Annotated in this window: 21 protein-coding genes; 4 read left to right on the forward strand and 17 right to left on the reverse strand. The window is 65.8% G+C overall.

What is annotated here, in order from left to right; translation table 11 throughout:
* Window positions 1–80 precede the first annotated feature (80 nt).
* Window positions 81–1,439, forward strand: coding sequence for a cytochrome P450 (locus IU448_RS02640; protein ID WP_195053868.1), 1,359 nt, complete (start codon window positions 81–83; stop codon window positions 1,437–1,439).
* Window positions 1,440–1,712: 273 nt separating this feature from the next.
* On the opposite strand, the gene IU448_RS02645 is transcribed toward IU448_RS02640, so the two are convergent.
* Window positions 1,713–2,051 (reverse strand): hypothetical protein, encoded by a 339-nt coding sequence (locus IU448_RS02645; protein ID WP_195053869.1) that lies wholly within the window; start codon window positions 2,049–2,051, stop codon window positions 1,713–1,715.
* A gap of 58 nt (window positions 2,052–2,109) precedes the next feature.
* On the opposite strand from IU448_RS02645, the gene IU448_RS02650 reads away from it, so the two are divergent.
* Window positions 2,110–2,292, forward strand: a complete 183-nt coding sequence (locus tag IU448_RS02650) for a hypothetical protein (RefSeq protein ID WP_195053870.1) — start codon at window positions 2,110–2,112, stop codon at window positions 2,290–2,292.
* Window positions 2,293–2,384: 92 nt separating this feature from the next.
* Here the strand turns inward: IU448_RS02650 and IU448_RS02655 are convergent, their stop codons facing one another.
* Window positions 2,385–2,831: a hypothetical protein gene (locus IU448_RS02655; protein ID WP_195053871.1), complete on the reverse strand. Its 447-nt coding sequence runs from the start codon at window positions 2,829–2,831 to the stop codon at window positions 2,385–2,387.
* A gap of 131 nt (window positions 2,832–2,962) precedes the next feature.
* Here IU448_RS02655 and IU448_RS02660 point away from each other — a divergent pair, with 131 nt between their 5' ends.
* Entirely contained in the window at window positions 2,963–3,595 is a 633-nt protein-coding gene (locus IU448_RS02660) for a TetR/AcrR family transcriptional regulator (protein WP_195053872.1), read from the forward strand.
* A gap of 449 nt (window positions 3,596–4,044) precedes the next feature.
* Here IU448_RS02660 and IU448_RS02665 read toward each other — a convergent pair whose 3' ends face one another.
* The 3 genes from IU448_RS02665 to IU448_RS02675 all read right to left on the reverse strand — a co-directional run bounded on the left by IU448_RS02665 (window position 4,045) and on the right by IU448_RS02675 (window position 8,124).
* Window positions 4,045–6,234, reverse strand: a complete 2,190-nt coding sequence (locus tag IU448_RS02665; protein WP_195053873.1) for an acyl-CoA dehydrogenase — start codon at window positions 6,232–6,234, stop codon at window positions 4,045–4,047.
* Between the two features lie 263 nt (window positions 6,235–6,497).
* Window positions 6,498–7,109, reverse strand: coding sequence for a TetR family transcriptional regulator (locus IU448_RS02670; protein ID WP_195053874.1), 612 nt, complete (start codon window positions 7,107–7,109; stop codon window positions 6,498–6,500).
* A gap of 211 nt (window positions 7,110–7,320) precedes the next feature.
* Window positions 7,321–8,124 carry an IclR family transcriptional regulator gene (locus IU448_RS02675; RefSeq protein ID WP_195053875.1) on the reverse strand — a complete coding sequence of 268 codons (804 nt, stop codon included), beginning with the start codon at window positions 8,122–8,124 and terminating at the stop codon, window positions 7,321–7,323.
* Between the two features lie 307 nt (window positions 8,125–8,431).
* On the opposite strand from IU448_RS02675, the gene IU448_RS02680 reads away from it, so the two are divergent.
* Window positions 8,432–9,349 carry a 3-oxoacyl-ACP reductase gene (locus IU448_RS02680; RefSeq protein ID WP_195053876.1) on the forward strand — a complete coding sequence of 306 codons (918 nt, stop codon included), beginning with the start codon at window positions 8,432–8,434 and terminating at the stop codon, window positions 9,347–9,349.
* A gap of 203 nt (window positions 9,350–9,552) precedes the next feature.
* Here IU448_RS02680 and IU448_RS02685 read toward each other — a convergent pair whose 3' ends face one another.
* The 12 genes from IU448_RS02685 to IU448_RS02740 all read right to left on the reverse strand — a co-directional run bounded on the left by IU448_RS02685 (window position 9,553) and on the right by IU448_RS02740 (window position 21,158).
* Entirely contained in the window at window positions 9,553–10,542 is a 990-nt protein-coding gene (locus IU448_RS02685) for an ABC transporter ATP-binding protein (RefSeq protein ID WP_195053877.1), read from the reverse strand.
* Window positions 10,532–11,602, reverse strand: coding sequence for an ABC transporter ATP-binding protein (locus IU448_RS02690; protein ID WP_195053878.1), 1,071 nt, complete (start codon window positions 11,600–11,602; stop codon window positions 10,532–10,534). The genes IU448_RS02685 and IU448_RS02690 overlap by 11 nt, the downstream gene beginning before the upstream one ends.
* A complete protein-coding gene (locus tag IU448_RS02695) occupies window positions 11,599–12,696 on the reverse strand; it encodes an ABC transporter permease (protein ID WP_195053879.1) in 1,098 nt (365 codons plus the stop codon). The genes IU448_RS02690 and IU448_RS02695 overlap by 4 nt, the downstream gene beginning before the upstream one ends.
* Window positions 12,689–13,642 carry an ABC transporter permease gene (locus tag IU448_RS02700; protein ID WP_195053880.1) on the reverse strand — a complete coding sequence of 318 codons (954 nt, stop codon included), beginning with the start codon at window positions 13,640–13,642 and terminating at the stop codon, window positions 12,689–12,691. Before IU448_RS02700 ends, IU448_RS02695 begins: the two co-directional genes overlap by 8 nt.
* 70 nt (window positions 13,643–13,712) lie before the next feature.
* Window positions 13,713–14,462, reverse strand: coding sequence for an SDR family NAD(P)-dependent oxidoreductase (locus IU448_RS02705; RefSeq protein WP_280457245.1), 750 nt, complete (start codon window positions 14,460–14,462; stop codon window positions 13,713–13,715).
* Between the two features lie 87 nt (window positions 14,463–14,549).
* Window positions 14,550–15,728, reverse strand: coding sequence for a lipid-transfer protein (locus IU448_RS02710; protein ID WP_195053882.1), 1,179 nt, complete (start codon window positions 15,726–15,728; stop codon window positions 14,550–14,552).
* Entirely contained in the window at window positions 15,721–16,137 is a 417-nt protein-coding gene (locus tag IU448_RS02715) for a MaoC family dehydratase (protein ID WP_195053883.1), read from the reverse strand. Before IU448_RS02715 ends, IU448_RS02710 begins: the two co-directional genes overlap by 8 nt.
* A gap of 34 nt (window positions 16,138–16,171) precedes the next feature.
* Window positions 16,172–16,576 carry a Zn-ribbon domain-containing OB-fold protein gene (locus tag IU448_RS02720; RefSeq protein ID WP_195053884.1) on the reverse strand — a complete coding sequence of 135 codons (405 nt, stop codon included), beginning with the start codon at window positions 16,574–16,576 and terminating at the stop codon, window positions 16,172–16,174.
* Window positions 16,569–17,105 carry an FAS1-like dehydratase domain-containing protein gene (locus IU448_RS02725; protein WP_195053885.1) on the reverse strand — a complete coding sequence of 179 codons (537 nt, stop codon included), beginning with the start codon at window positions 17,103–17,105 and terminating at the stop codon, window positions 16,569–16,571. Before IU448_RS02725 ends, IU448_RS02720 begins: the two co-directional genes overlap by 8 nt.
* On the reverse strand, window positions 17,102–18,829 hold the full coding sequence (locus IU448_RS02730; RefSeq protein WP_228812000.1) for an AMP-binding protein: 1,728 nt from the start codon (window positions 18,827–18,829) through the stop codon (window positions 17,102–17,104). Before IU448_RS02730 ends, IU448_RS02725 begins: the two co-directional genes overlap by 4 nt.
* Window positions 18,826–19,980 (reverse strand): acyl-CoA dehydrogenase family protein, encoded by a 1,155-nt coding sequence (locus tag IU448_RS02735; RefSeq protein WP_195053886.1) that lies wholly within the window; start codon window positions 19,978–19,980, stop codon window positions 18,826–18,828. Before IU448_RS02735 ends, IU448_RS02730 begins: the two co-directional genes overlap by 4 nt.
* Window positions 19,977–21,158 carry an acyl-CoA dehydrogenase family protein gene (locus IU448_RS02740; RefSeq protein WP_195053887.1) on the reverse strand — a complete coding sequence of 394 codons (1,182 nt, stop codon included), beginning with the start codon at window positions 21,156–21,158 and terminating at the stop codon, window positions 19,977–19,979. Before IU448_RS02740 ends, IU448_RS02735 begins: the two co-directional genes overlap by 4 nt.
* Window positions 21,159–21,375 lie beyond the last annotated feature (217 nt).

Genomic DNA, 21,375 nt, shown 5'->3' on the forward strand with positions numbered 1-21,375 from the left:
GTATACGAAACGGTCCGTAGTACTGTCTGGACAGGTGTCTACCATAGATCCTGGACAGTAATCTGGGGAAGGATTTCCACATGACTTCGGTGAAACCGCCGCGGGTGTCCGGAGGCGAACACGAACACGGCCATCTGGAAGAGTTCCGCACCGACCCGATCGCGCTGATGCGCCGGGTGCGTGAAGAATGCGGTGATGTCGGCCAGTTCGAACTCGCCGGCCGCCACGTCATCCTGCTCACGGGAGCCGAGGCGAACGAATTCTTCTTCCGCGCCGCCGACGAAGACCTCGACCAGGCCGCCGCCTACCCGTTCATGAAACCGATCTTCGGTGAGGGCGTGGTCTTCGACGCCAGCCCGGAACGGCGCAAGGAGATGCTGCACAACTCCGCGCTGCGCGGCGACCAGATGCGCGGCCACGCCGCCACCATCGAACGCGAAGTCGCCCGGATGCTGGCGAACTGGGGCGACGAGGGCGAAATCGACCTGCTCGATTTCTTCGCCGAACTCACGATCTACACCTCCTCGGCCTGCCTTATCGGCACGAAGTTCCGCGAGGAACTCGACAGCCGGTTCGCGCACCTGTACCACAACCTGGAACGCGGGACCGACGCCCTGGCCTACGTGGACCCCTATATGCCGATCGAAAGTTTCCGGATCCGCGACGAATCCCGGGCGAAACTGGTCGAGCTGGTCCAGGAGATCATGAACAACCGGATCGCGAACCCGCCCGCCGACAAAGAGGACCGCGATCTGCTCGACGTGCTGGTGTCGGTGAAGAAAGAAGACGGCACCCCGCATTTCAGCGCCAGCGAGGTCACCGGCATCTTCATCTCGATGATGTTCGCCGGCCACCACACCACCTCCGGTACCGCCGCCTGGTCGGTGATCGAACTGCTGCGCCATCCGGAGGTGCTGTCGGGGGTCGTGAAGGAACTCGACGAACTCTATGCCGACGGCCAGGAGGTGAGTTTCCACGCGCTGCGCCAGATTCCACAGTTGGAGGCCGTGCTGAAGGAAACGCTGCGGCTGCATCCGCCGCTGATCATCCTGATGCGGGTGGCGCAGGGGGAATTCGAGGTGTGCGGGCACACCATCGCCGAAGGCGACCATGTCGCGGCCACGCCCGCGATCTCCAACCGGCTGCCGGAAGATTTCCCGAACCCGGACAGTTTCGACCCCGGCCGCTATATCGACCCCAACCAGGAAGATCTCGTCAACCGCTGGACCTGGATCCCGTTCGGCGCGGGCCGGCACCGCTGCGTGGGCGCCGCGTTCGCGCTGATGCAGCTGAAGGCCATTTTCTCGGTACTGCTGCGGGACTGGGAATTCGAGATGGCGCAGCCCTCGGAAAGCTACCGCAACGATCACTCGAAGATGGTGGTGCAGTTGCAGCAGCCGTGCACGGTACGTTACCGGCGCCGACGCCGGGAGAACTGAGTCGGCGGGATCCACAGCCGGGACACCTTCGCTGCCATCCGCCCGGCTTCTGCCGGCTTGCCCCGGATAACAACCCGTTGTCCGGGTTTCGAAGGGATTCGAGCGAAGCTGTCGAACACGCGGCATGCGGCAAAGTAGTGCGTTCCCTGCTGATCGCGGCCGGACAATGCAGTGTCGCCGGCAACGGGTGCGGACGGACACTGCGCTGAACCGCGTTGCCGGCTGTGCTGCCCCGCGCGCACCCCGACGCACCGGAACCTGCGGCGATTCGATTCAGCCGTGGGTCAATTCGTCGGCCATACGGGTTGTGATGGTGGCCAGCACTCGAGCCGCGGTGGCCAGATCCTCGGGTGTGACAGCGCTGTAGGCGGCGTCCACGATCGCAGCGCATTCGGCGCGAACCTTGCCCACGACGGTCTTGCCCGCGGTGGTCGGTTCGAGTCGGCCGTGGGGTGTGTTCGCCAGTAGGCCCTTGGCGAGCAGTGCGTTCACGGCGGTTTCGACTTCGGCGGGGGCCCACTGGGTCAGTCCGGCGATCCGGTTGATGTGAGCGGCCCGCTCGACCGGCTCGCCGATGGCCTGATTCAGCACGATCCACTGCTTCTCATCCATAGTGGTACCGATCAGTGCGCGGGCCAGCACTGCGGCGTGATGCTTCTCGGCTCGGCCGATGATCGAGGGAGTCAAAGTAGAGGGGGCCGACGCTGGCCGGGCTGTAGTCGCGGCGGCAACGGCGCTGCTCGCGGGCGGCCCGGCCTCGATGGCCGTTCCGCCGCAACCGGTGAGCAGCAAAGCTGCGCCGATGGACGAAACAGATACGGCGACAAAGGAAGTCCTGCCGTTCATTTTGTGAAACCTCTTCCAGGTGGATGGACGAACCTCGCAACGGCGCTCGTGTGCCACCAGTCCGCGCTCGCTGCAGCGAGGAGCCGGTGGCGAATCGATTCAGGCGCCGGCCAGTTCCTGCGCCATGCGCGCGGTGATGGTAGCCAGCACTCGGGCCGTGGTGGCGAGATCTTCGGCGGGAACCGCGCTGTAGACAGCGGCGACGATCGCGCCGGATTCGGCACGAACCTTGCTCACCATGGCCTTGCCGGTGCCGGTGGGCTCTAGCAGTCCGTGGGGTGTGGTAGCCAGCAGAGCACCGGCGAGCAGTGCGTTCACGGCGGTCTCGACTTCGGTGCGGGCCCACTGGGTCATTGCGGCGACCTGGGCGATATGGGCGCCGCGCTCGACCGGGGCGCCGGCGGCAAGGGCTTGATTCAGCACGATCCACTGCTTCTCATCCAGAGTCGTGCCGGCCAGTGCGCGGGCCAGGACCGCGGTGTGGTGCTTCTCGGCCTGGCCGATAACCGAGGGGGTCAGGGTTGCCGGTGTGACATCGGTGCTCATTGCGATCTCCTCGTTCCGGTTGATGCTCGGCGACGCGCTCAATTCTGACACTGAGTTCCAGATGTGCGCAAGTATCACTTTGGACCTAGTTCCTTTTGATTCTGAGATTCTTATGGCGCTACGATCTCGCTATGCCCGCAGACGACCGCGCCCTGCCACTTCGCGAGCGCAAGCGGATCCGCACCCGCCGTGCCCTGGCCGACGCCGCACTGGCGCTGTTCACGGAGAAGGGTTTCGCCGCCACCACCGTCGAGGAACTGGTAGAGGCAGCAGAGGTCTCGCGCAGCACGTTCTTCCGGGCATTCCCCACCAAGGAGGCGGTGGCCGTCGAGGCCGAGACCGAGCTCTGGGCCCGCTATCTCCAAGCCCTCGCCGCGAGTGAACTCACCGGGCCGATCCTCACCGCGTTACGCGACGTCCTCACCGACGCAGCAACCGCGCTGCCCGAGGACTGGGATCAGCGCTACATCGCCACACGCAGCCTGATCCTGACCGCCCCCAGCCTGCTCGGCTACGTCGAATACGCCCGGTCGGGTGTGGAAACCGAAGTGGCGGCAACCCTTTCGAGCAAACTCGCGCTTTCCCCCGGCGATCTGCGCCCCCGCATCCTCGCCGAACTCACCACCACGGCCTGGAGCATCGCCGGGCGCGGCTGGGTCGCCGCCGACGGCGCAGGCGGCCGGTCCGCGCTCACCACCCGCCTGCACGAAGCCTTCGCCGCTATCCCCGACGCCCTGCAAACAACGGCTCCAACACTCACCTAGACACCGCGGCGGCACCGAGCGTTCTCCTGCTTCGCGGCGTGATAGGCCATCGAATAGCCGTCGCCGGTGCCGCCGCACCCGATACAGCGCCTTCTTCACATCCTTTGGCGAGGGCGCCGGAGTGCCGGACGTGGGCCTTCCCACTCGACCTGAAGTGCTCTCCAGGTGCTAGCGTGCGATCGACCCGATCACCCACCATCACAAGGGGACGAGAACGGAACTCGGTTTCCATGTTCCGGCCGCTTCGGGAACTCCATTTCGCCCTCGGCGCGATTGCGTAGGCCGCGGTTCCGGCGCCCCTGCCCGACGTCCCGTTTCGGGAGATCGGCGGACCACGGTGCTTCGCCGGCGTCGCCGCCACAATCCGCACCCGCCGATCCGAGGCGAGTGATGTGCCACTGGCCCCACCGGCGTGCACCTGCGCCGGTGGATTCGAGGCAGCGCTGTCGCTACGTCCCCGGCGCCGGGTCGCGCGGCATTCCGAGCACTCGCTCACCGATGATATTGAGCTGGATGTTCGTGGTCCCGCCGGCGATCGACAACGCCTGGGCGTTGAGGAATTTATGTGCGGGGGCCGAACGGTCCGGCCCACCGGCCAGCGCGCTCGGACCCGACCAGTCCATGGCGACCTCCCACACCTGCTGGGTGTGTTCGACACCGAGCAGTTTGGCTATGGAGGACTCCGCGCCCGGTTGCGTCCCGGTGATCGATCGCAAGGTGCTGCGCAGGCCCATCAATGCGCCGGACTGCGCGTCACAGAGCACCTTGCCCAAAACGGTCGACTGCTCGTCGTCGAGTCCGTCCGGCAGGGCGGCGGCCAGCGCCAGCAGTGCTTCCCCACCGGAACCCAACATCGACTCGCCGGCCATCGCGACCCGTTCGTTGGCCAGGGTCGTGCGCGCCAGTTTCCAGCCGTCGCCCGGTGCGCCGACCAGGCAGTCGGCGGGCACGAACACGTCATCGATGAAGACTTCGTTGAACAGTGTTTCACCGGTGATCTCCCGGAGCGGGCGGATATCGAGACCGCGGCTGTTGCGCATATCGATCAAGAAGTACGACAGGCCCTTGTGTATGGGGACGGTGCTGTCGGTGCGCGCGAGGCAGACGCCCCAGTCCGCGACGCTTGCTTTCGAGGTCCACACTTTCTGTCCCTGCAACCGCCAGCCGCCGGAGACCTGGGTCGCCTTGGTGCCGAGCGCCGCGAGGTCCGACCCTGAACCCGGTTCGGAGAACAGCTGGCACCACACGATATCCCCGCGCAGCGTCGGCGGTAGGAAACGCTGCACCTGTTCGGGACTGCCGTGTTCGATCAGGGTCGGCGCCACCCAGTTTCCGATGACCATATTGTGTGGTTCGAGCTCGGCGGCCCGCAGTTCCTCGGCGATCACCAGCTGCGTCACCGCGTCCGCGCCCTTACCCCAGGGCGCGGGAAGATGCGGTGCCGTATAACCGTTATCCGCCAGGTAAGCGGTGCGTTCGGCACCCGTGCGGCCCGCCGCGGCGGCGAGTTCGGCGCGGATCCCGGCACGGATCCGCTGGGCGTGCGGCGGCAGCTCGAGGCCGGGGCTGCGCCGCACTCCCTGCCGGCTGAGCGTGGCGACCCGGCGTCGCCACACCGCCGTCGGGCCCAGCAGGATACGCAGGGATTGGGCGCGCCGCAGGTACAGATGCGCATCGTGCTCCCAGGTGAAACCGATACCGCCGAGTACTTGAATGCAGTCCCGGGTCACGTTGAACGCGGCTTCGGGAGCGGTGGCGCCGGCGACCGCAGCCGCCAGCGAAGCTTCGGATCCCCAGGTGCCCGGCCCCATCGCGCGCGCGGCGTCCCACGCCGTCACACCGGCCTGCTCGGCCAGTGCCAGCATCCGGGCAACTTTGTGTTTGACCCCCTGGAACTGGCCGATGACCCGGCCGAACTGCCGGCGAGTGCGGGCGTATTCGGCCGCGATCTCGGTCGCCCGATACGCCAGGCCCGTCGCTTCGGCGGCGAAAAGGGTGGCCGCGATATCGAGTACTCGCCGCGCGGGGAGATCCAGTAGCTCGCTGTCCACTTCGACCTCGCCGGCGATCTCCACCCGGGCGTTGCGGCGGGCCGGGTCGTGACTGGCCAGTTCGGCCACCAGCAGGCGGTCGCGCGGCACCACCACGAAGGCACGCGCGCCGCCGTCGTCGGCGGCCAGCAGGAACAGATCACCGGTCCCGCCGCCCAGGACCGCACCGGACACACCCGAAACGGTCACTGTGCCGCCCGTACGGGTCAACCGCAGGGATCCGGGCTGGAGCGAGACCGCACCGCAGCGGCTGCCATCGGCCAGCCGGGCCAGTTCCGTGTGGTGACCGGCCTCGTGCAGCACCGTCGACAGTACGGCGGTCGGAAGGAACGGTCCGGGCACCAGCGCCCGTCCCAGTTCCTCGGTGACGATCGCCAGTTCCACCAGCCCCGCGGCGGAACCACCGAATTCCTCGGGTAGATGCAGGCCGAGCATCCCGAGATCCGCCAGGGACTTCCAGCAGTCCGGTCGCTTTTCGGTTTCGGCGTCGACCGCCGCCCGGATCACCGCGGGGGTCGCATGGCGCGCCGCCCATCCACGCACCGAATCACGCAAAGCACGTTCGTTTTCGGTCAGTTCGATTCCCATACCGGTCCCACTGTCTCGCCGATCCCGCATTACAGGTTTTCGATGATCCGGCGGTGGACGTCATTCCACCCGCACGCATCGAAGGACAGCCGCTGCGGCGCTCAGCACAGTGCGCGTGTCCACTCCATCGGGTGCCGCGCAGAGAGTCTGCCCGAGCAGCTGGATAGAATGTATTCTATTGACACCCAGCGGGGCAAGGGTCAATCGACGTGGAAATCGACGCCGAAGTCGTGATCGACCTCGGTATCAGGCTAGAATAAATTTCAGTGCGATATTGACATTTGCACCAGCAGCAGATCGCAGGCGTTCCGGATATCGGTTTCGGCATCCGGAATCGAAACGCGGCCGTTGAGGCACGACTGGATCACCGCGAACCACAGGTGCATCAACAACCGGATCGCCGCATGATCGTCCTCGGTCGGCTGCCCGACGCCGGCCGCGTCCAACAGGATCGCCCGGAACCCCTTGTCCACCTTCACCACATCCGGCACGGTGGCCGCGTTGGCGTTACTGCTCGATTGGATCATCGCCGTGGCCAGCGCGGGCCGGCGCAACAGGGCGCGCGTCGCCCGGACGAGCACCCCGTAGACAGCGTCCTTACCGCCGGTCGTCGCGCCCGACTTCGCGCGATACGCGGCGATCTGGTCGATCTGATCGACCATCACCGCTACGAACAGATGCGTTTTCGACGGAAAGTACCGATACAACGTGCCGATCGCGACCCCGGCACGTTTGGCGACCTCGTGCATCTGCACCTTCGCCAACTCCTTCTCCGTCGCCAGTTCGGCGGCGGCCGCGAGTATCCGCACCTGCCGCGCCCGCTGGTCGTCCGAACTGGGCTCCGCGGCGTCCCGCGCCTCGCCGATCCTCGGCACCGTCCATCCTCCTCGTCGCCGGCCACCCCGGATCGGGTGATCGTCTGCCCACCACCGTAGGAACTGCACAGTCCGCCCGCCGAGCGGACCGGCCGTTCACCCGGATCACCGGAAGTGCCGCCTGATTCTCGATGGTGGCCGTCACGGCCCCGGCGCGACGCGCGGCGGCGACCTGGGTTCGCATGAGCGGCGGCGGGCGGCGCACCGGCCGCTACGACGTCGGATGCCGGACCGGGTGCAGGTTTCGCGCGATCTCCCGCGCCGCGTGAGCGACCAGCGGCGCCACTCGTTCGAGCTGCGCGGGGTCGGCTTGACCACACAACGAGATACCGGCGACCGGGCCGTCGATCCCGCGAATCGCCGCACCCACACAGGAGATACCACGCAGCGCAACACACCGTCCGAATGCCAGGCCGCCGCGCTGCCGCACACGATTGAGCTCCTGGTGCAGGATCAGCGGATCGCAGATGCGTTCGGCGCCCCGGTCGAGCCGATGCCGGTAGAGCGCGTCGACGCGCTCCGGATCGGTCCACGCCAGCATCGCTCTACCACCGGCAGTGGCATACGCCGGGCCGCGGCCACCGACCCGGGACGGCAGGGCTGCGGCCAACCGGCCGCCGACCTTGTCCAGATAGACCGTTTCACCACCGTCGAGTACCGACAGATGCACCACCAGCCCTGTCCGTAGATGCAGGTCCTGCAGCAGCGGCGCAGCGACGGCGCGGATCCGGGACCGGCCGCTGTCGCCGCCGCCGAGCGCGAGTGCCCGCCGTCCCAGCCGATAGCCGGATGGGGCGTGCTCCACCCAGTCCAGCCGAATCAATTGGTGGAGTATCCGATACACGGTGGACCGTGGCAGCCGGGTACGGGCGGCGATCGACTCGAGACTCACGCGCGCCATGGGGCCGTCGAATGCCTCGAGGATGAGTGTCATCCGCTCCACCATCCTGGACGGCGGCAGGTCGGGCCGCGGGTTCCGCACCGGCGCCACCGAACCGGAATCAACTACCGTCATCGCACCTCCAACCGACCGGTCCCTGCATCGAGCAGGTCACGGCACTGAAATCAATTTCATTGTATTTACCGGTCATGTCATCCCGAGGGCAATCGACAACACCAGTCGCTCCAGGCGGATCGAGGGAGACGATCCATGGAGCACAGCCATCGGACAAGCCGAGAGCATGCGCGGGATATGTTTGTTTCACTGGGTAGGACACGCGCTCGCCCCGAAACGCTGCCGGGCGCAAGGTGATTCGGAGGTATGACCCATGCGGTACGAGAACGAATACTAGTACCGCCTGCCATCTCCGGAGGGAGCAACGTTGATCGAGGAACTCCGATTGTCCGGTCGCACAGCGGTGGTGACCGGCGCGGGCGCGGGACTCGGCCGGGCGGAGGCGCTCGCCTTGGCCGAGGCAGGAGCAGCGGTCGTCGTCAACGATATGGACGACAATGCCCACGCGGTCACCGACGAGATCATCGCCGGCGGCGGGCGAGCAGTCGCCGTAACAGGTGATGTCTCGGACTGGTCCCTCGGCGCCCGCCTGGTCGATCGCGCCGTCACGCATTTCGGATCGTTCGACATTCTCGTCAACAATGCCGGGATCCTGCGGGACAGGATGATTTTCAACCTGTCCGAATCCGACTGGGACGATGTCATCCGGGTGCATCTCAAGGGGCATGCGTCCACCTCGCGTGCTGCTGCCGCGCACTGGCGCCGGGCGAGCAAGGCCGCCGGCGGACCCGTCTACGGGCGTATCGTCAACACGTCTTCGGAAGCCTCCTTGTTCGGTTCCGCCGGACAGCCCAACTACTCGGCGGCCAAGGCCGGTATCACCGCACTCACCTTGTCCACCGCGCAGGGGCTGGCACGGTACGGGGTCCGGGCGAATGCCATCTGCCCGCGGGCACGCACCGCGATGACCGCCGAGGCGTTCGGCCACCACACCGAGGCCGCCGAGGCCGACCCGCTGTCTCCGGAACGAGTGGCCACCCTGGTCCGCTACCTCGCCTCGCCCGCCGCGGACGAGATCAACGGACAGGTGTTCATCGTGTACGGAAAGATGGTGGCGCTGATGCAGGCCCCGAAGGTCGAGAAGCGGTTCGATGCCGCAGGCTCGGCCTTCTCGGCCGAAGAGCTCGGTGTACAGCTCACGCAGTACTTCACCGGGCGCGGCCGGCACGAGACCTATGCTGCCCATGACATCGCGGCCCTGGAAAAGGCGGCACTGGCCACGTAGTCCGCATAGCGGAGCTGCCGAACCGGGCCCTGACCTCACCGTCGACCCGCCCCGCTTTCCACGAGGTGCCGGGGGGCCGGCATCGCCGCGCCGCCGCTCCCGGCGAGCCGTGGGCGGCGGCGGTCGGCGTAGGGCGGAAGCGAGGTCCACGTGGCCGATAGTGGAAGCAGCACAGCTGCTCGCCGCAGTGTGGCACGCCGTCATCACACGCGATGGCAGGCGACGTAATGGTTTTCCGCCATTTTCCGCATCTGTGGTTCCTCCCGGGAACATCGTTCGATCGCCAGCGGGCACCGGGTGCGGAAGCGGCAACCCGAGGGCGGCGCCAGCGGCGAGGGTGGATCGCCCTCGATCTCCGGTGCCGGTTCGAGCTGCTCCCGGTGCCTTTCCGGGTCCGGAATCGAGGCCAGTAGTAGCCGGGAGTACGGGTGCCGCACCATGTTCTCCATATCGGTACTGGGAACGATCTCACAGGCTTTGCCCAGATACATCACCATGACGCGGTCGCTGATGTTCTTCACCACGGCGATGTTGTGGGCGATGAAGATCATGCTCAGCGCGAACTTCTTCTTCGTCTCCTCGAGCAGGTTCATGATCTGCGCCTGAACGGATACGTCGAGACTCGAAACCGGCTCATCGCAGATGAGCAGCTGGGGTTCGAGCATCATCGCGCGGGCGATGCAGACTCGCTGGCACTGACCGCCCGAAAGTTCCGCCGGCAGCCGATTCCAGACGCTCTCGGGGTCGAGACCCACCGCCGTCAACATCTCGCGCGCGCGTTCGTCCAGCCGTTTCTTGTCGTGGACCCGCCAGATCCGCGCGCCCTCGGTCACCAGATGCTTCACGCGACGCCGTGGGTTCAGCGACGAGATCGGGTCCTGCATGATCATTGTCATCTGCGCCCGCACCTTCCGTAGTGCCGACGGCCCCAGCTCGACGAGATCGGTGCCGTTCAGTGCGACGCTGCCCGAGGTGGGGCGCGGCAGTTGCATCACCGCGCGGCCGGCGGTGGACTTGCCGCAGCCCGATTCCCCGACGATACCGAGGGTTTCTCCGGCGAACAGATCGAAGCTGATCCCGGATACGGCGTGTACCGTCCGCCGCCGCGGCACCGAAAACTCCACGACGAGATCCTGAACCGACAGGACCGGATCGGTACCCGTGCGCACCGGCGCTGTTCCGTCAACGGCCATCAGATATTTCCACCTTCGGTTTCGAATCGCCGGCCGGCTCGGCGGACACGCCCAGGGTGCTCGTCCCGCGGCCGAGCGGGAAGTGACATGCCACCACGTGTGCCCGGATGCCCTCCGCGGTATCCGGCACGGCCGGCTCGGGGATGTTGTCGAGGCATTTCTGCTTCGCGTACCGGCAGCGCGGGGCGAACGCGCAGCCCCGCATCGGCTTCGTCATATCCGGCAGGCCCCCGTCGATCGATTCGAGCCGGGTATGCGGCTCGTCCTGGATCCGCGGCACGGCAGCCAGTAGAGCTTCGGTGTACGGATGCCTCGGGTTGCCGAAGAGTTCCCGTGTCGGCGCGGTTTCGATGATCCGGCCGGCGTACATCACCGCCACCCGGTCGGTCCGTCCGGCCACGACACCCAGGTCGTGGCTGATGAGGATGCCGGCCATTCCGGCCTCGCTGCGCAGCGATTCGAGTAGCTCGAGAATCTGTGCCTGTACGGTGACATCGAGGGCAGTGGTGGGCTCGTCCGCAATGGTCAACTTCGGATCGCAGGCCAGGGCCATCGCGATCACCACACGCTGGCGCATACCACCGGACAGCTCGTGGGGATACTGCTCGATCCGCCGAGACGGTTCGGGGATGCGAACCTTGCGCAGCATATCGATCGCTCGTTCGCGGGCCTCGCCCTTCGTCAGCCCCAGATGGACGCGCAGCGGCTCCGTCAGTTGGGTGCCGATCCGTTTGAACGGGTTGAGCGCCGACATCGGGTCCTGGAACACCATCGCGATATCCTTGCCCCACAATCGCTGCTGTTCCTTGCGGCTCAGTGTCCGCATATCCCGGCCCAGGAAACGGATACCGCCGGATACTGTCGTGGACCCGTCTGCCGAGATCAGTCCCATGATCGTCTTGCCCAGTACGGATTTGCCCGAACCGGATTCGCCTACCAGGCCCAAGGTTTCGCCGGGGAACAATTGCAGCGAGACGTTGTCCACTGCGCGCAGCGGGCCCCGATCGGTGCGGAACAGCGTGGACACCTGGTCCACGCCGAGGAGTGGCTCGGTACTCACAGCGTCACCTCCCGAGCGCCGCCGGCCCGCTGCTGTGCCTTCTCGCCGACGATGTTGAACGAGACGACGGTCAGGAACAGGAACAGTCCGGGGACGATGACAATGTAGGGATGCTGATGAAAGACGTTGCCCTGGCCTTCGGAGATCATATTTCCCCAGGTGGGGGTAGGCGGTTGGATGCCGAGCCCGAGGAAACTCAGCGAGGCTTCCGCGACGATCATCACCGAGATCATGACCATGCCCAGCGCTGCCAGCGGTAGCGCGACGTTCGGGGCGAGTTCGCGCACCATTATCCGTACACGGGTAGCTCCCATGGCGCGGGCCGCCAACACGAACTCGCGTTGCGCGAACGTCAAGGTGTTGGCCCGCGCGATGCGGACCATACTGGGAACAGCCAGCATCGCCAGGGCGAAGGAGATATTGCGCAGGTTCGGCTCGAGCACCGAGGCGAGCGCGATCAGCAGGATCAATGCCGGTACCGCGAGCAGCGAATTCGTGAGGATGCCGATGAACCGGTCTATCCACCCACCGAAGTAGCCGGCGATGATGCCGAGTGCGCCGCCGACGACGATTCCGATCAGCACGGCCGCGACTGCCACGATGAGCGAAGAACGGGCGCCGTAAACCGACCGGGCGAGCATATCGAGACCGAAATTGTTCGTACCCAGGGGATGCTGGGAGAACAGGATGGGCGCCCGGTAGCTTTCGGCGGTCAGCGTCCTACTGGTGTCCTGGTGTTCGGCCAGCGGCAGCAGCGGCGCGAGCACGGCCGCGCCGATCAGTGCCGTCAACCAGAGACACGACACCAGGAAGGCGAGATCGAAGTCCGGCCCGAAGCGGGCCCGGCCCAGTCGCCGGACGCCGGCGTAGAGTGCGACCGCACCGGCGACGAAGAGCACCACACGGACCGGCATCACCAGTAACGGCGCCAGGCCGAAACCGATCGCGACCGACCCGGCCACAGCGAGAATCGCTCCCGGCCGGTAGCGATGCCGGCGTCGCGCCGGCCGCGAGCCTGCGGGCAACTCCGACGGGGCGGAGCCGGCACCCCCGGAAGCCGGGACGTCGACCCCGGCGATCGTTGTATCAGACATGGGCGCGCCGGCTCCTCGGGTCGAGATATCCGTAGGAGATATCGATAACGCTGTTGGCCACCACGTACACGACCGCGATGACCAGCACCACCCCTTGGACCATCGGCATATCCCCCTGCTGCGCCGCCCGCACCACCAACGACCCCAGGCCCGGCAGCGAGAACAGCGTTTCGACGATCACCATGCTGCCGATCATCGAGCCCAGGACGATCCCGAGCATGGTGATCAGCGAGAACGACGACGGCCGCAATGCATCACTGAAAAGGAGCCGGGCATTCGACATCCCCTTGGCCTTGGCTACGAGGATGAAATTCTCCTTCAACGTCTCGATCAGGTCGCTACGGAGGATGCGCAGGAACATCGCCATCTCCAGCAGGCTGATGGCGAGAGCGGGCAGAATCGCGTGGTAGAGGTTCTGCCCCAGCCCGTCGGAGAGGCGCACCCATTGCGAGCGCGGGAACCAGCCGAGGTAGTTGACCATCACCATGATCAACAACAGGCCGGACAGGAAGCTGGGGACCGACAGCACGCCGAATGTGCAGGTACTGATGGCGCGGTCGATCCAGCCGCCCTGATGCCGTGCCGACCATACCGCCAGCGGCACCGCCACCGCCAAGGCGATGAACAGGCCCATCACCGCCAACTGCAGACTCACGGGAAACGCGGCAGCGATACTCTCGGTGACCGAGCTCTGCGGCGGCACCAGCGAGGTACCGAGATCGCCGCCCACGGCATTCGACAGCCACTGCCAGTAGCGCGTGAGGAAAGGATCGTCCAACCCCATCTCCCCACGGACCCGTGCATAGTCCTCGGGCGCGTGCCCCTCCCCGAGTGTCGCCACCGCCGGATCACCCGGAATCAGCGATACCAGCGTGAATGTACCGAGACTCACCATGAACAGTACGGCGATCACTTCGAGTACCTTGTTCACCACTGTTCTCGTCATCGTTGCCCACCTCCTTTCTTCGCTCCCCCGTGCTGTTCCTCGATGGCGTCCCGGGCGCGGGACACGCCCGTCAGGGGCCTCCGGTCAACATCAAGGTCTGCCCGGACATATAACGCAGATCCGAACTCGCCAAGCCGACCACCGCGCGCCCGATATCCAGTTCCGGATCCCCCACACGACCGAGCGGAACGGCCTGCAGCCGGCGGGCCGCGCCTTCCGGATCGGCGGCGTGGAACTGCGCCGTCGCCGGGGACAGGGCATACGGCACAACGACGTTCACCCGTATTCCGTATCGTCCCCATTCCGTGGCGGCGACCCGGCTCAGACCGCGTATCGCTTCCTTGGCCATGGCGTACGCGCCGAATCCCGCATCACCGCGGAGCGCGGTGGCCGAGCCGAAGTTCACGATGCAGGAATCTCCGCTCGCCCGCAGATGCGGAAAGGCGGCCTGCATCATCCGGAACGTACCCAGCGCGCCGCTCTCCCAACAGAGCCCGATATCGTTCTCGGTCACGAACTCGAGCGGTCCGTCGGTCAACGACTGAGCGTTGTTCACCAGCGTCGTCAGGCCACCGAACGCCGCGACGGTGCCGGCCACGGCGTCCTCGACGTCGCTGCGTGCGGTGATGTCGCACCTCAGGGCAATCGCTGTGCCGCCGAACGCCCGGATCTCCTCCGCCACCGCAATGCATTTGCTCTCGGTGCGCCCGGCCACGGCAACCCTCGCCCCCTCCCGGGCGAGCGCCAGGCAGGTGCCGCGGCCGATGCCCTGTCCGGCTCCGGTCACCAACGCGACCTTGCCTTCGAGTCTCGTGCTCACGAGCCGATCCCGTTCCTTCCCTCGACTTTCCATGGCCCGGCCGGTGTCGGCCCGCGCGCGGTGACGCGACGGATCGACGCCGTACGGTCAGCCGCCGGCTCCCAGGATCAGCGCACTGGTCGGGACGCCGGTACCCGCGGTCACCAGCACGTTCTCGACATCGGCGACCTGGTTCACCGATTCCCCGCGAATCTGGCGCACGCCCTCGGCGATCCCGTTCATTCCGTGGATATATGCCTCCCCCAACTGCCCGCCATGGGTGTTGATCGGGAGCCGACCGCCGAGTTCGACGGCGCCGTCGCGAACGAAATCCTTCGCATCGCCGCGATCACAGAAGCCGAACTCTTCGAGCTGGCACAGCACGAACGGCGTGAAATGGTCGTAGAAGACCGCCGTCTGGATGTCCCGCGGACCGAGCCCGGTATCGGACCAGAGTTGCCGGCTGACCGTCCCCATCTCGGGTAGCGGCCGATCCTTGTCCGCCCGATAGAAACTCGTCATCGAATGCTGGTCGTAGGCGGAGCCCTGCGCGGCCGACCGGATCACCGCGGGTTTCGACCGCAGATCGCGGGCCCGTTCCAGACTCGTGACGACGAGGGCCTGGCCGCCGTCCGATTCCTGACAGCAGTCGAGCAGATGCAAGGGTTTGGCGATCCACCGGGAAGCCTGATGGTCGTCGAGTGTGATGGGCGCTTCGTGGAACCAGGCTTTGGGATTGGTTGCGGCGTGCCGCCGGGCCGCGACCGCGACGCGACCGAAGTCCTCGCTCGTGGCACCCGATACGTGCATGTATCGGCGCGCGAGCATCGCTACCCACGATGCCGGAGTCAGCAGCCCGTAGGGCAGGTACCAGCCGTAGTTCACCGCGCGCGCGTCGGGTGCCATACCGTCGACGCTCATACCTTTTCCGAAGCGGTTTCCCGACCGTTCGTTGAATGCCCGGTAGCAGACCACCGTGTCGGCGGCTCCACTGGCAACCGCCATCGCGGCGTGCAGGACGGTGGCCGCCGCGGCGCCGCCGCCGTAGTCGACCAGGCTGAAGAAGGACAGTTCCTTGCATCCCAGCCCCCGAGCCACCTCGATCGCGGGGTTGGTCTCCATGGAATAGGTCACCATGCCGTCGACCTCGGCGGGCGCGATACCGGCGTCGTCGAGCGCTGCCTTGCAGGCCTCGAGCGCGAGCTGCAGCTCCGAACGACCGGATGCCTTCGAGAATTCGGTGGCACCGATTCCGGCGATGGCGGTCTTGTCGACGATCTCACGCATTCGCCGGCACCTCCTCGGGCGCCCAGGTGAGCTGCACTGTCGCCGAGACGTGCACGCCCAGCGAGTTCCGCCCTTCCACCACGACGCGCACCGTTGCGTCGTCGGCGATATCGTCCACCGTTCCCGTGAAGGTCAGGCAGTCACCCGGAAAGTTCGGCGCTCCGAGGCCGATCTTCATCTTCGACAACCGGGCGTAGGGGCCGGCCCATTCGGTGATGTACCGGCTCACCAGACCGTTGGTGGTCAGGATGTTCATGAAAATATCTTTCGTTCCCGCGGCCCGGGCGGCATCCCGGTCGTGGTGAACGGGCTGGAAGTCGCGGGTGGCGATGGCGCCGGTGACCACCAACTGGGTCGTCACGGGTATTTCCAACTCGGGCAGTCGGTCGCCCACCTGACAATTGTTCATGACATATCTCCTTGTCGAGATCGGTGATCGGCGGTCACTGCGCTGGTATGGCGACGGGAAGAATCAATTCGGCGTCTACAGCCCGGACGTCGACACGGATTTTCATGCCGATCTCGATATCGTCTTCCTCGATGTCCTCGAGGTTCATCACCAAACGCGGGCCCTCCGCGAGTTCGACCAGCGCAACGATGTATCCGTCCTGGAACGGAGGGCGGACCGGGTGGTGCATCACGACGTAACTGATGAGTTCGCCCGTTCCGGACATCGTGCGCGCCGACCAGTCCAGCGAGTGGCACTGCGGGCACATCGGCACCGGCGGGTGGCGCAGTTGTGCACACGAATCGCAGCACTGCACCGAAATCCGGCCCGCCTTCAGTTCGTCGAAGAAGAAGGCGTTGTCGAGGTTGACGGGCGGCCGGGGTCGCAAAGCCTCACTCATCGCCGGCTCCTTCGGGTGTGCTCGCGTACCACAGTGTTCGGAATCGCATCGATCCGACGGGGCGCGATTCCTGATCGGTGTAGGTGGTCAAAGTGGTGATGAAATAGCCCGGTCCGAGCTTTGTTGTCTTCGGCTCGGAAATATGCTCGACCTTTTCCTCGCATGTCAGCACATCGCCGGGGACCAGATACCGGATGTATTCCTGTTCGCAGTTGACCGCGACAACGTTCGGGAACCCGCCGTGCCGCAGCAGGTCGTAGGCGCGCTCCACCTCGCTCGGAGCGGAGGCATCGGTATCGCCGGGAGGGAGCATATTCCACACCTGCAGAGCGCCGGGCGGTGCGACGACATCGGTGTGGCCGGCCGCCGCCGCAGATTCCGGGCTCAGATAAACCGGATTCCGGTCGCCCAGCGCATCGCACAGGTGATGGATCATCGGCCGGTTTACAGGGTCCCGCGCAACGGATGTCCGGCTGCCACCCGAATCGATCATCCGCTGGATTTGTTTCGCTATCTCGTCGCTACTCATCGAGAATTCCTCGTTTCCCTATCGCCGGATCGCTGCCTCGTCGCCAGCAGGTTGGTTCTTCCGTTCGTCTCGAATTCATCCTCGATACGGTCCCGGTCCGCTGCGGTCAGGAGCCGGTACCGCATATCGCCGGATGGCCGGTAGAAAATCGGATCGTCGACATACCACAACTCATTGCGCAATATGACCTTGTTGATCTTGCGGGTGGCGGTGATGGGCACATCGGTGACTATCCGGATGTATTTCGGCGCCCATTTCGTGCCCAGATCCGGTTGATTGCGCAGGAACTCCGCGAAATCCTCCGGGTCGAAGCGGTGCGGTTCCGCCATCTGGAATGTGGCCATGACCTGGTCGCCGGTCCGCTCGTCCGGCGCCGGATACACGGTCGCCAGCGCAATGCGGGAATAGCGGGACAGAATTCGCTCCACCGGGGCGGCCGAGAAGTTCTCGCTGTCGACCCGGATCTTCTCCCCGGACCGGCCCGCGAAATAGAAATAGCCGTTCTCGTCCCGATAGCCGAGATCGCCCGACAGGAAGATATCGCCGCGCACCCGTTCCGCACCGGCGGACGGATTCTTGTAGTAGCCCTCGAACATTCGGCCGCCGGTCATGTTCACCATTTCTCCGATGGCCTCGTCCGCATTGAGCAGGCGGCCGAACTCGTCGAACTCGGCGGGTGGACATTCCTCCAGGGTTTCTGTGTTCAGGATTGCCGCGGTCATATCCGCCTGTGGGCGCCCGAGCGCATCGTCGGGTGTGTCGGGTGTCCGGACTATGCCGAGGCCGCCTTCGCTGGCGCCGTAACTCTCCGTCGGCACCACCCCGAAACGGCGTTCGAATTCCGCACGGTCTGCCTTCGACGCCTCCGTGCCGAAGGCGGTTCGCAGCCGGGTGCACTTCTCCTCGCGACGTTCGGGCCGAGCCAGAATGTAGGCCAGCGCACGCCCTACGTAGTTGAAGTACGTCGCCTCGAACTTCAGGAGATCGTCGACGAACCGGGACGCCGAGAACCTGCGGGCCAGCGCGAAGGTTCCGCCCGTGTACAGCGGATTCGACCAGCACGCCATCAGCGCGTTTCCGTGGAATATCGGCATGGCGTTGTACGAGATGTCGGCGCGGCCGAGGTTCATATGCCGCCGCGATGCGATACCGGCGAATCTGCCGGTCGAACAGATCACCGCCTTCGGCCGGCCGGTCGACCCGGAGGTGAACAACAGCAGCAGCCGAGTCTGTGGATCATCAGCTGCCGGGCAGTCCGGAATATCCGCCTCCTGGTACCTGTCGATCAGCTTTTCGTATCCGGGTGAATCGACAAGGAGAATTCTTTCCGGGTCGAGACCGAGATCGAGCCCGTCGAGTCGTTCGGCGAGCGCACTGTCGGTGATGATCAATTGGCAGTCGGTGAAGCGGATATCGTCGGCCAGTTCGGCGCCTCTACGTGTCAGGTTTATGCCGACCACAGTCGCACCGCACAGAGCAGCGCCGGATATCATGAACAAGTATTCCGGGACGTTCTCGAGCATCACGCCGACGTGAAAGGGGCCTTGGCCCGCACGAAGATCGTGCAGTAGGTGCGCACGCCGGCTCGATTCCGCGACGAACTCGCGCCATGACCACCGTGAATCCTCGAAAAGCAGGGCATCGTGATCATCGTCGGCTCGCCTGCGCAGCAGGTCGGCTGTCGTCAGTGCCGTTTCGTCCGGTTGTGTCGTCCGGCCTGTCAACGGTCGACCTCTGCTGCCGCATACCGGCCCCGTGGTACCCGCGCCGTCTCCGTCGCGCCGAGGATGTCGCCGAGTTCGTGGAGCAATGCAGGCGCGGGGCCCGCCACGATATCCAGTTCCCGGGCCCACAGAAAGAACCGGTGGATATGGTTGTCGATATCGGCGCCCATTCCGCCGTGCAGGTGCTGTGCCGCGTGGACCACGCGGACGCCGGCTTCGCGGGCCCACCACGCGGCGATGAGCACCGCCTCGGCGGCATTGCCGCCCTGATCGAGTTGCCAGGCCGCGTCCAGCATCGTCAAACGAACCGCTTCGGTGTCGATATGCGCATCGGCGGCCCGCATCGCGACCCCCTGATTGGTCGACAGCGGGCGGCCGAACTGTTCCCGCTCGGAGGTGTAGTGCGCGGTGCGCCGCACGGCTTCCCGGCACAGACCCGACTCGATCGCGGCCAGGCCCGTCAGCAGCCGATCACGTATCCAGCGCGCGGGCTCACCGGTGCTCATGTCACCGCGGAGGCATTCGGATTCGGCGGCGAGGCACTCGGTGAATGTGATTGCGGCATGGGTATTGCGGCTGATCCCGTCGAAGGGGTCGACGTCGACACCGTCGCGGTCGACGGGTACGAGCAGCACCCGGTCCTGTCCGGAATCGTCGGCTATCACGAGAAGGTGTGTGCACGCCCCCGCCATGTACACCTGCGGCAGACTGCCGTCGAGGACCCACCGGTCGGCCCGTTTTTCCGCGGTCACCCTCGTCAGGGAATCGTCTCCGGCGACAGCGACGCGGGCGCCGCCGCTCAGGATCGCAGACAGGAGACCGGTGCCGTCGGTATCGAAGTGCGCCAGCGCCATTGCCGCCGTCGCCGTGGATACGAGCGGAACACGGCACAGATACCGTCCTTGCTGTTCCAGGGCGATGGCGAGACCGACCATCCCGAGACCGCCCCCACCGGCGGTGGTGGGCAGTATCGCCTCCAGCAGTCCGGTCTCGACCAGCTGCGCCCACAGCTCGTGGTCGTAGGTCGTGCCGTCGTGTTCGGTCCGGGTGATTCGCTCGTCGGCGCCGTGTTTTGCGAACACCGAGGATGCGAGGTCACTCAGGATCTGTTGTTGTTCGTCGAATGCGAATTCCATACTGGGTTCGTTCACCGTGGCCTCCTTGCCATGCCCAGCCGCGTCCACGCGACGATTTCGCGCTGGATCTCTGCGACACCGCCCCCGAATGTGTTGATCTGCGCGGCAAGGTTCATCTGCGCGAGGCGGCCGGACTCTATCCGCCACGGCTGATCGGTGACCCGCATGGCAGTGCCGGACCGGACCTCGAGCAGCGCTCGGTAGACGTCGACAGCGGTCTCGGTGGCGAAGACCTTGGCGGTGGAGGCGTCTCCGGGGGTCGCGGATTCTCCCTTCGCCGAATCCACGAGTTGCCAGTTCATCAGTTCCATGGCCCGGACTCGCGCCTGCGCTTGCGCGAGCGTCGTCCGAATCCAGGGCACGTCGATCATGCGGCGCCCATCGGTCGCCCGGGAGGTCCGCACCCATTCGAGCGTGCTTTCCAGCATTGCACCGCAGATACCGCTGAACGCGGCCAAGCCCACCCGCTCGTGGTTCAGCTGTGTGGTGATGAGGTCCCAGCCGCGATCCTGCTCCCCCACGACATTCGTCACCGGTACCCGGACATCGTCGTAGTAGGTCGCCGTAGTGGAACCGCCACCGACCGTGCGGATCGGCGTCGCGGAGAAGCCCGCAGCGGACGTCGGCACGAGAATCAGCGAAATCCCCTTGTGTTTGGGAACTTCCGTGTTCGTGCGGGCCGCGAGCCAGATCCAATCCGCGCCGTCGCCGCCCGAGGTGAACACCTTGTTCCCGGTGATGACGTACTCGTCACCGTCGCGCACGGCCCGGGTGCGCAGCGATGCGAGGTCCGTACCCGCGCCCGGTTCGGTGTAGCCGATCGCGAAGATCAGTTCGCCCCGGAGAATCCGGGGCAGAAAATAGTCTTTCTGGGCCTGCGAACCCTTCGCCATCAAGGTCGGGGCCACGGTGGTCAGCGTGACCATCGACAGTGGTGCTCCCGCTCGATATGCCTCGTCGAAGAGCACATACTGCGCATCCGGTCCACGTTCCTGCCCGCCGTACTCGGCCGGCCAGCCGATCCCCAGCCAGCCGTCGCTACCGATCCGGCGCAGGACCCGCGAGCGGACCGGTCCGCCCGCGGCGCCTTCCGCTCGTAGCCCGGCGCGGATCTCATCGGTGAGCAGTGCACCGAAGTACTGACGAAGTTCCCCACGTAAGCGTGTGATGTGTTCCGAAGGACGTAGATACACCCGGCGCCTCTCTCTCCGTGTCGACACGCGGTGCCGCGCAACCACAACCCCGGTTGGAACGCGGTGTGGCGAGGCTAACAATCAATAGTTGCTTAGCACAAGTCTTGCATTAAACAAGTATTGGCATATGCTACCCATGGGCAGCGCGGGCCCTGGTCGACGCGGCCGCGAGGGCGCGGCGATCGGCACCACGTACCAGGGACCGCCTGAACGCGCT

Origin of the sequence: Nocardia flavorosea, from assembly GCF_015477805.1 — a bacterium.
In the GTDB taxonomy this organism is placed as follows: Bacteria; Actinomycetota; Actinomycetes; order Mycobacteriales; family Mycobacteriaceae; genus Nocardia; species Nocardia flavorosea_A.